This is a genomic window from Pseudoalteromonas sp. S3431, assembly GCF_000690035.1.
GTDB classification, from domain to species: domain Bacteria; phylum Pseudomonadota; class Gammaproteobacteria; order Enterobacterales; family Alteromonadaceae; genus Pseudoalteromonas; species Pseudoalteromonas fuliginea.
On sequence record NZ_JJNY01000018.1, the window covers coordinates 1 to 8,179 of the forward strand.

The 8,179-nt window shown below is 38.1% G+C and carries 10 protein-coding genes; 4 read left to right on the plus strand and 6 right to left on the minus strand.

All coding sequences use genetic code 11. The features are described 5' to 3' along the window. Positions 1–102 precede the first annotated feature (102 nt). Positions 103–570 carry a YcxB family protein gene (locus DO88_RS13740; protein WP_033029897.1) on the minus strand — a complete coding sequence of 156 codons (468 nt, stop codon included), beginning with the start codon at positions 568–570 and terminating at the stop codon, positions 103–105. A gap of 211 nt (positions 571–781) precedes the next feature. Further along, the gene (locus DO88_RS13735) at positions 782–1,861 is read right to left on the minus strand and encodes a mechanosensitive ion channel family protein (protein ID WP_008135008.1); all 1,080 of its coding nucleotides are present in this window, start codon (positions 1,859–1,861) and stop codon (positions 782–784) included. Between the two features lie 116 nt (positions 1,862–1,977). Between DO88_RS13735 and DO88_RS13730 the strand changes: the two genes are divergently transcribed. Beyond that, the gene (locus tag DO88_RS13730; protein ID WP_007376993.1) at positions 1,978–2,931 is read left to right on the plus strand and encodes a YihY/virulence factor BrkB family protein; all 954 of its coding nucleotides are present in this window, start codon (positions 1,978–1,980) and stop codon (positions 2,929–2,931) included. Between the two features lie 39 nt (positions 2,932–2,970). On the opposite strand, the gene DO88_RS13725 is transcribed toward DO88_RS13730, so the two are convergent. Further along, positions 2,971–3,852, minus strand: coding sequence for a LysR family transcriptional regulator (locus DO88_RS13725; RefSeq protein WP_007376992.1), 882 nt, complete (start codon positions 3,850–3,852; stop codon positions 2,971–2,973). A gap of 482 nt (positions 3,853–4,334) precedes the next feature. Between DO88_RS13725 and DO88_RS13720 the strand changes: the two genes are divergently transcribed. Then, positions 4,335–5,177: a pirin family protein gene (locus DO88_RS13720; RefSeq protein WP_033038355.1), complete on the plus strand. Its 843-nt coding sequence runs from the start codon at positions 4,335–4,337 to the stop codon at positions 5,175–5,177. A gap of 21 nt (positions 5,178–5,198) precedes the next feature. Then, a complete protein-coding gene (locus DO88_RS13715; RefSeq protein ID WP_033029899.1) occupies positions 5,199–6,179 on the plus strand; it encodes a glutathione S-transferase family protein in 981 nt (326 codons plus the stop codon). Here DO88_RS13715 and DO88_RS13710 read toward each other — a convergent pair. From DO88_RS13710 to DO88_RS13700, 3 genes are read right to left on the minus strand one after another with little or no spacing between them, the layout of a single operon-like run. Next, on the minus strand, positions 6,176–6,418 hold the full coding sequence (locus tag DO88_RS13710) for a hypothetical protein (RefSeq protein WP_007376988.1): 243 nt from the start codon (positions 6,416–6,418) through the stop codon (positions 6,176–6,178). The two genes, DO88_RS13715 and DO88_RS13710, sit on opposite strands and share 4 nt — an antisense overlap. Position 6,419: 1 nt before the next feature. Continuing rightward, positions 6,420–6,875, minus strand: a complete 456-nt coding sequence (locus tag DO88_RS13705; RefSeq protein ID WP_033038356.1) for a hypothetical protein — start codon at positions 6,873–6,875, stop codon at positions 6,420–6,422. Between the two features lie 6 nt (positions 6,876–6,881). Next, the gene (locus DO88_RS13700; RefSeq protein WP_007376986.1) at positions 6,882–7,220 is read right to left on the minus strand and encodes a hypothetical protein; all 339 of its coding nucleotides are present in this window, start codon (positions 7,218–7,220) and stop codon (positions 6,882–6,884) included. Positions 7,221–7,714: 494 nt separating this feature from the next. Here DO88_RS13700 and mraZ point away from each other — a divergent pair, with 494 nt between their 5' ends. Beyond that, the gene (gene mraZ, locus DO88_RS13695; protein WP_007376985.1) at positions 7,715–8,173 is read left to right on the plus strand and encodes a division/cell wall cluster transcriptional repressor MraZ; all 459 of its coding nucleotides are present in this window, start codon (positions 7,715–7,717) and stop codon (positions 8,171–8,173) included. Positions 8,174–8,179 lie beyond the last annotated feature (6 nt).

The following is an 8,179-nucleotide window of genomic DNA, read 5'->3' on the forward strand; positions in this document are numbered from 1 at the left end:
GCCTAGTTCTAGCGTAATTTTCTCAACGTTAAATAGACCTCATATATAAGCAGATTGGTATAAAATAGCTGAGTAATTTACCTAGCTAAACAAAAAAGCCACTCATTGAGTGGCTTTTTTGTTTATATAATTAATAATTTCGGGGCTTAAAATTTGTTTTGAAATATATTGCATACCACGTTTATTTTTTAATAATAATCCGCGCTCTGTATCTATAACTTCGTTTATATCTTGCCATACTAATTGATAGTTTTTGTAATGATTAACCGATTTAATGCCTTCTTCATCAAAAGTAAGGGTGACTTCTGAGCCAGACGCTCTGCTGAGCATTTGTCTGGTTACCCACCAAGGACGACGATAGTAAAAGGCAACGCATTCAAGAATTGCCAGCATGATTAAAAAAGAACCTAAGTAATGATCATTTAAACCATAAATACCAAACAAACCCAGTGCTGTTAATAGCACGAGTAGAAAATATTTAGGTTGCGCACGTTTACTATAAGGAAGCGACTCATCGAAGCATTCATAAAAGTAAGGTCTATCAAGTGTATAGGTAGTAGTTAATGCCATATTGTTTTACTTAAAACATATTTTTTCCTATTTTAGCAAGCTAAGCTGCAAATGCGCAGTGTTTATAATAAAGAACCTGAACTCTGGATAATAAATCTATCTCAAGCAGTTATTGTCAGCGCTAACTGCATTAAATTTATTTGCAGTAGGCCAGCTATTAACGCGCAAATTAGCCTTGTTTTCACTGAAAATCTCTTAATCAGAGTTCAGGTTAAATAATATTTTTTCCTTGTTCAGGATCTCTTGATTTATCTGCTTGTTCACGTATTTCGTCAGTATCACTGCTCACATCATCGAGTGTTTTAGTTTTATCGTCTGTTTCGTTAACTATGTTTTTTACTTTTGGTGATTGTTTTTGCTCTGAACCAAAAATAGTTTCGTTAGCAGGGGTAAGTAAAATACGCTCTCTTGCGTCGTCAGGCATGCTGATATTGTGCTTTGTAAATTCGTTGACAAGTTCTCGCATAAGTTGTGAGCCTACTTTTAATGGGCTGTGCTGCTCGCTATTAACCCAAAAGAACAAGGTAAAGTTAATAGTGGATGAGCCAAGGTTTTTTATTAATACTTGCGCTGGTGGGTCGCTTAGTACGGCACTTTGCTGATTGGCAATGTCGAGTGCGAGAGTTTGTGCATTGCGTATATCGTTATCATAGCCAATACCTATTTCTACTTTACCGCGCATTTTGGGATTGGCGGTGAGATTTTTAATGGTGTTTTTGTACACAGTCGCATTTGGTATTTGAATATGATTACCATCGTAATCCACTAGTGTTGTTGCCCGTGCGGTTACTTTTTTAACGATCCCTAAGCGATTATCTACCTCTATTACATCATCAATTTTAAAAGGTCTTTGTATGCTTAGTAATAAACTGGCGATGAAATTTTCTGCTATGTCTCTAAAAGCGAAACCTAATATTAAGCCTATTAATCCTGTTCCACTCATAATAGCGACTGCAAACTCAGTAAGCCCAGCTAAACGTAAAAATAAGTACACGCCTAATAAAATAATTAAGGTGCTAATACTGCGCCTTGCGACTAAGTGAACGAGTTTACTGTCGGTCATATAATCGATGGGTTTTATAAGTAGTCGCGAAAGCGGCCCTGCGATTAAATAGCTTAGTACTAAAAGGACTGTGCCAAGTAATAGAGTGGGTAATATTTGCGCTGTTGCGTGCAGTAATTGCAGACTTTGTTCGTGGAAAAAATGCCATGAAAGTATATCACCTTCAAAACTATGTGTTATGAGAGGGGCATTATTTTGTACTATGTTGTTTGCTTGGCTACTGGGCATGGCTGTCATCCGTGTTTAGTTTTTATAATTGTTAGCAGCAAGTTTAGTACCAAATGTTCAATATAACTTGGCAAACATTTTGCTGAGATAACGTAACACAAATTTTGGGATTTAGAATGAAAGAGACTAAACGAGGGCAGCAAGCAGCGCAACCTGTGCATATTCCTGTAGTAGGTTGGTGGGATATTGTTAAGCGTATTTTTAAGCAAATGAACGAGGACAATTTATCGCTTGTTGCTGCAGGAGTTGCGTTTTATGCACTGCTTGCTATTTTTCCGGCTATTGCCGCCGTTGTTTCTATTTATGCTTATTTTTCCTCTCCTACTGATATTAGTGAACATTTGAGTTTGTTTGTTACGTTATTACCTGACAGCTCACGAGAACTCATTTTGTCTCAAGTTTCAAGTCTTGCTCAAAGTTCAAACGCTAGTTTAAGTATCAGTGCATTGGGAACTTTAGTACTTACTATTTGGAGTAGCTCTAAAGGGAGTCAGGCGCTTATTACTGCGTGTAATATTAGTTATCGAGAATACGAAAAACGCTCATTTTTTAAAGCGTTACTAGTGCGCTTTTTATTTTCTATGGGTGCGATTATCGTTGCTATTTTTTCACTTATCATTATTGGTATCTTGCCAATTGTACTTAACTTAGTTGGACTTAAAGAAGGCATAGATTTACTGATCAAGCTTATTTCTTGGCCATTATTGGCTTTAATATTTAATTTTACATTAGTGCTCTTATATCGCTACGCCCCGCACCGAAAGCCAGCTAAATGGCGTTGGATCACAATAGGATCCTCCATTGCTACCATGCTTTGGATTTTGGCATCTATTGGTTTTTCATTTTATGTGTCGCGTTTTTCGAGCTATAACGAAACCTATGGCTCGTTAGGTGGGGTAGTTATTATGTTAATGTGGCTTTATATAAGTGCCTATATTGTTATTTTAGGCGCTTCGACTAACGCCGCAACGGAACAACAAACGGCGATAGACAGCACAATAGGCCCCGCAAAAAAAAGAGGCAATCGAGGCGCATATGTAGCCGACCACCTCGATGTGAAAAACAAGTGATTTAATTTACTATAACTTAGGGCGATGAGTTAAAGATTGTTAATCTAAACTCAGGTTAATTAATTGCTCTTTAAACTCTTGTGCAGCAGGCCCTAGTCTGTCTGTGTCATTACACATTAAATATAACTTAAGGGCACGGGTTGTCCCTTGCTCTAGATTTAGTACTTTTAATTTTTCCTCTTCAATTAGGTGAGATACTTGTGTACGAGGAAGCCATGCATAACCTAAATTTTGGCTAACCATATCAATAGAGTTTCGTAAATGACTAACCGTCCAGCGCATATCTGCGCCTAGCCAACCTTCATCATGGCTAGTTTGCGTGCCAGAATCACGAACTACAATTTGCCTATACAATTTTAAATCACGAAATGACAAAGTCTCTGTGCGCTGATGCAGCGGATGATTTGGGTGTGCTACAGCGACAAATTCTATATCACAAAGCTGGTTACAACTAATACCGTAAATAGGAATTGAAGAAATAGCTAAATCAACAACGGCATTATTTAATAACTCGTTAGCGCCCGTTAACACGCTTTCTATTAAATCGATTTTTAAAAGCGGGAAAAGTTCACTGGTTCTGGCCAGTGCTTGATACAAAATGGGGTGGGGGAATACTTCATCAACTGCAATTTTTAATGTGCTCTCCACACCTTCGCTGAGCGTATTGGCGACAGATTCTATTTTACTCGCTTCTTCAATTAAAAACTCTGCGCGGCGTAAAATAAGTTTACCGCTGTCTGTTAAAAAGGCTTTGCGACCCTTTACTTCAAGTAATTTAATTTGCAAAGCGACTTCTAGTTTTTGTACTGCGTGATGAACCGTTGACTGGCTTTTATGAACAGCTGCACTTGCACCAGCAAATCCACCATGGTCAACAACAGCCTTAAACATTCTCCACTGCTCTAGTGTTGCTTTCGCCATATTTTATCCTACTACCACTTTTATCTGATTGCATAACTTGACCGCATAGACTCATTATTTATTGCGTAACAGTTAAACTTTTTGTTGGATTATTTAGATAGAATGATTTTTTATTTTTCGAAACGCCATAAAATCATTTCTATTTTTAAGTAGTCGTATCCATTTATTGTAAGTAAGTGATGAGGAGCCTGTACCAAAGCCGTCGAAAGCAAGCTGCATTCTAATTTTACTAATCATTATTAAACAACTTTGCATTAGTACTTCAGGATTAACAATCAATTACTCAGCAATTTAAGTAATTGATAAAGCGGATATTTAAAAAATAAGTAAAAATAACCACGGTAATACAAGGTTTGAAATATGAACAATAAAGCATAACTTTCTATTTTTTAGAATGTTATGACCAATTTAAAGACATAGTTGTTTTATTTAATGAATGATTTAATACCCTCATCAACTTCTTTTTTAAAGTGAATTAAAAAATGAAAATATCAAAAGTGCTTACAGCTTATGCAACTCAAGATGGCGATGGCGTAAGTATTAGTCGTATCCCAGGATTTGATGGTAAATATTTAGATCCATTTTTAATGATTGACGAACTTAAGTCAGACGACAAAAAAGATTATATGGGAGGTTTTCCAGAGCATCCCCATCGAGGGATTGAAACGTTTACTTATATTTTAAAAGGTGGCTTTGAACATCGTGACCAAATGGGTAACAAAAAAGCAATTAAAGCAGGTGATGTGCAATGGATGAGTACAGGGCGCGGCGTTATGCACAGTGAGATGCCACTCGCTGATACCGTTGATGGATTGCATGGCTTTCAAATTTGGATCAACATGCCAAGTTTGGATAAGATGCGCGATCCATGTTATCAAGATACTACGCAAAATTCAGCTCCGAGTTTTACAAATACACACGGTGTGACGTTAAAAGCACTTGCGGGATCGTGGCAGTTCGAAAGTGAAACGCTTACAAGTAGTTTGCAGGGTTTAGCTGCTAATGCTCTACTTGCTGACATTACATTACCCGCCGGTAAAAGCGTTCATTTGGAGCCTCTTAGCCAACAAAAAGTAATGATCTATATTCATAGCGGCTCAATAATAACAAGCGACGATCAAACAATCCCAGCTGGTAAGTTACTTATTTTAGAGCCAGACAGTAATATTAATATTACCTCAGAGCAAGGCGCTGGTGTTTTGGTTTTAGCAGGCGATCCACTTAATCAACCGATTGCTCACATGGGGCCGTTTGTAATGACGACGCAAGCTGAAGTACAGCAAGCAGTGCGTGATTATCAAAACGGCGAGTTCGGCAAAATTTAACCCTATTTTTAGGAGAGTTTCATGGGATTATTAGTTGATGGTCAATGGCAAGATAAGTGGTACGACACCGATTCAAGTAACGGAAAGTTTGAGCGTGAAGCTGCGCAGTTACGTCATTGGATAACTGCTGATGGCAGTGCTGGAATAACGGGCGAGGCCGGTTTTAAAGCACAAGCGAACAGGTATCATTTATATGTATCACTTGCGTGTCCTTGGGCGCATCGAACGCTTATATTTAGAGCGTTAAAAGGGTTGGAAAATTTAATTACTGTGTCGGTTGTTAGCCCTGATATGCTTGATAGTGGTTGGGCTTTTGATACGAAAAACCACAGTACTGGCGATACTTTATTTAATAGTAATTACTTACATCAAGTTTATGCAAAAAATAACCCAAAGTACTCCGGGCGGGTAACCGTTCCCGTATTGTGGGATAAAAAGCTAAATAAAATTGTCAGTAATGAGTCTGCCGATATTATACGTATGTTCAATAGTGCATTTAATGAATTAACAGGCAATACCGATGACTTTTATCCTGAAGAATTGCAACTAAAAATTGACGAATTAAACGCGTTGATTTATCCAGATATAAATAATGGAGTTTATCGTACGGGTTTCGCAACAACTCAAGATGCGTATGAAGAGGCATTTAATGATTTATTTAAAGCACTCGATACAGTAGAGGGGATACTGAGCAAGCAGCGTTATTTAGCCACAAACAAACTCACCGAGGCTGATTGGCGATTATTCACTACGTTGATTCGGTTTGATAGTGTGTACGTTGGTCACTTTAAATGTAATTTACGCACAATTGAAAGCTACCCTGCACTGAGCGGATACCTTAGAGAGCTATATCAAGTTAGAGGTGTGGCTGAAACAGTTGATTTTTATCATATTAAGCGTCATTACTATTTTAGCCATACAATGATCAACCCGACACAAGTTGTGCCAAGTGGTCCAAGTATTGATTACTTATCTGATCACGGTAGAGGTATTTATCTTTAAGCGAGTAGCCTAACAAGCCAGCCATATTTTCTAACCAAGCTGGTTTCGCTTTTCCCTGCTTGTACAGCAGCACCGGCTAAAAAAGCACTTGTTAGTCCTACTTTAGTTGCTGCAAAACGTTTTAACCGATATTGAAACGCCGCATGGTGTTGGCGTTTTAATTCACTGCGCATATCCATTTGCTTACTAAGAGCTTGAACGTTTTTGTTTGGGGCCTTAATCAAATTATCTACTAACATACTAATTCCCATGTAAATTTAATAGCTGCTTTAAGCTTTTAAGTGTTTTACTAAAACCAATTTTATTGCTTAGGTAAACTGTGTTTTTCCAAAGCCATACTAAACAAGCAACTTGCAGTGAAGTAGCTGTTGCAATACTCAGCCATACCGACCCAAAGAGATCATATACACCGTATCCAACAGCACCTAGAAATCCTGCCCACAACAAAACCAAGCCACTGGCAAAACAGCCTAAAAATATAGTGATCAATGCAAGCGATCTAAGCGACAACCGCCATTCAGCTTTAGCAAGCTGATGGGTGATCTCTCCTTGGGTCTGGTAATCATCCTTGAGTTGCTTAGAGTACTCTAAAAGCTTTGCAATATGATCTTGCCAATAGTCCTTTTGGCTTGGCTGCTCAGTAGCTTGGTTTTGCGCGTTACCATCCTTGGTTGCGGTTGTTTGTGGGTTATTCATCACTGATTACTTACGACGAAATAATGATGTAATTAACATACCAGCAGCAAAAGCAATGCCCGCAGTTGCTAATGGGTTTTCAGAAGCGAAAGCACGCGTTTTTGCAGTGCATTCGCTCAGCTTTTCGCGTGCAATAAGTTGTTTTTCGCTTAGTGCTTCTGCTGAACTAGAAGCGCCTTTACGAACACTGCTTTCAGCTGTTGCTGCTTTGCTAGAAAGTGCATCTACAGCATCGTGCGCCGCTGATGTGGCTTTCTCTGTAAGTGGCGAGTCAGTATTTTTTAGTTTAACGTCAGGCTTAACATCTGAAGTTGTGTTTGGTTTCGTATTTGTTGCAGTAGCCATAATCAATCCTTAATAAGTTAAAAATTTAAGTAGTGATTTAGATGATGCAATGATTAAACCAAATTTAACTTTTATTTTAACCTGTTGAATTTCAGGTGTTTTTTTGTTTCCCCCTGGTTTTGTCAAGGTTGGTAATTTAAAAAAACAGTAACTATTACTACACGGTTAGGTAAATTTTACAAAGAAGGTGAAAATGCTTAAAAAACTGTAAATATTCATTGTTTATTCAGTAAGCAGAACATGTAGAAATAAGCATATTAAAACTAAGTAAATTTTTTTTTCGCTGTTATTCCACTTTTTCCCACGTAATTCAATCGCTTTGCTTGAACCCTTATTTTTTCTAGCTTTGAGACTCGTTAAAGCTGGTCAGCTTACTTGACAAAAAGGCTTGTCAAGCCCTAAACTGGAGGACTGTGGTAAAAAGTGGTTTTTAGTGGATCAAACTGGATCAAAGTAATCGCTAGGCGATTAAAATAATTTAAAGCAGGCTGTTTATGTTTCGTGGCGCAAGTTCACTGAGTTTGGATGATAAAGGACGCTTTGCGGTACCAACCAAGTACCGAGAATCTCTGCTATCTGAAGACCAAGGAACTGTTATTTGTACTGTTGCGCTAAATGAGCCGTGCTTATGGTTATATCCGCTTGCTGAGTGGCAAGAAATAGAAAATCGTTTAGCTAAAATTTCAAATATGAATCCACGAGCTCGACGTATGCAGCGTATGTTGCTAGGGAATGCCACAGAATATCAACTTGATAAAAATGGTCGGATTTTGTTAGCGCCTTCATTGCGTGCACATGCAGATCTAGGCAAAAAAATAATGTTGGTTGGTTTGATGAATAAGTTTGAAATTTGGGATGAGGCGCGTTGGAACGAACAAATGCGCCAAGATACTGAGCTTGAGAGGCTTGGTGATTTTGAACCTCACCCTGATTTAGATAATTTCACTCTCTAACAGCAC

Excerpts from the sequence above, each read along its gene's own strand:
- mraZ (WP_007376985.1), top strand. The coding sequence starts at position 7,715 with ATGTTTCGTGGCGCAAGTTCACTGAGTTTGGATGATAAAGGACGCTTT.
- DO88_RS13715 (WP_033029899.1), top strand. The coding sequence starts at position 5,199 with ATGGGATTATTAGTTGATGGTCAATGGCAAGATAAGTGGTACGACACC.
- DO88_RS13720 (WP_033038355.1), top strand. The coding sequence starts at position 4,335 with ATGAAAATATCAAAAGTGCTTACAGCTTATGCAACTCAAGATGGCGAT.
- DO88_RS13740 (WP_033029897.1), bottom strand. The coding sequence starts at position 570 with ATGGCATTAACTACTACCTATACACTTGATAGACCTTACTTTTATGAA.
- DO88_RS13735 (WP_008135008.1), bottom strand. The coding sequence starts at position 1,861 with ATGCCCAGTAGCCAAGCAAACAACATAGTACAAAATAATGCCCCTCTC.
- DO88_RS13705 (WP_033038356.1), bottom strand. The coding sequence starts at position 6,875 with ATGAATAACCCACAAACAACCGCAACCAAGGATGGTAACGCGCAAAAC.
- DO88_RS13730 (WP_007376993.1), top strand. The coding sequence starts at position 1,978 with ATGAAAGAGACTAAACGAGGGCAGCAAGCAGCGCAACCTGTGCATATT.
- DO88_RS13710 (WP_007376988.1), bottom strand. The coding sequence starts at position 6,418 with ATGTTAGTAGATAATTTGATTAAGGCCCCAAACAAAAACGTTCAAGCT.
- DO88_RS13725 (WP_007376992.1), bottom strand. The coding sequence starts at position 3,852 with ATGGCGAAAGCAACACTAGAGCAGTGGAGAATGTTTAAGGCTGTTGTT.
- DO88_RS13700 (WP_007376986.1), bottom strand. The coding sequence starts at position 7,220 with ATGGCTACTGCAACAAATACGAAACCAAACACAACTTCAGATGTTAAG.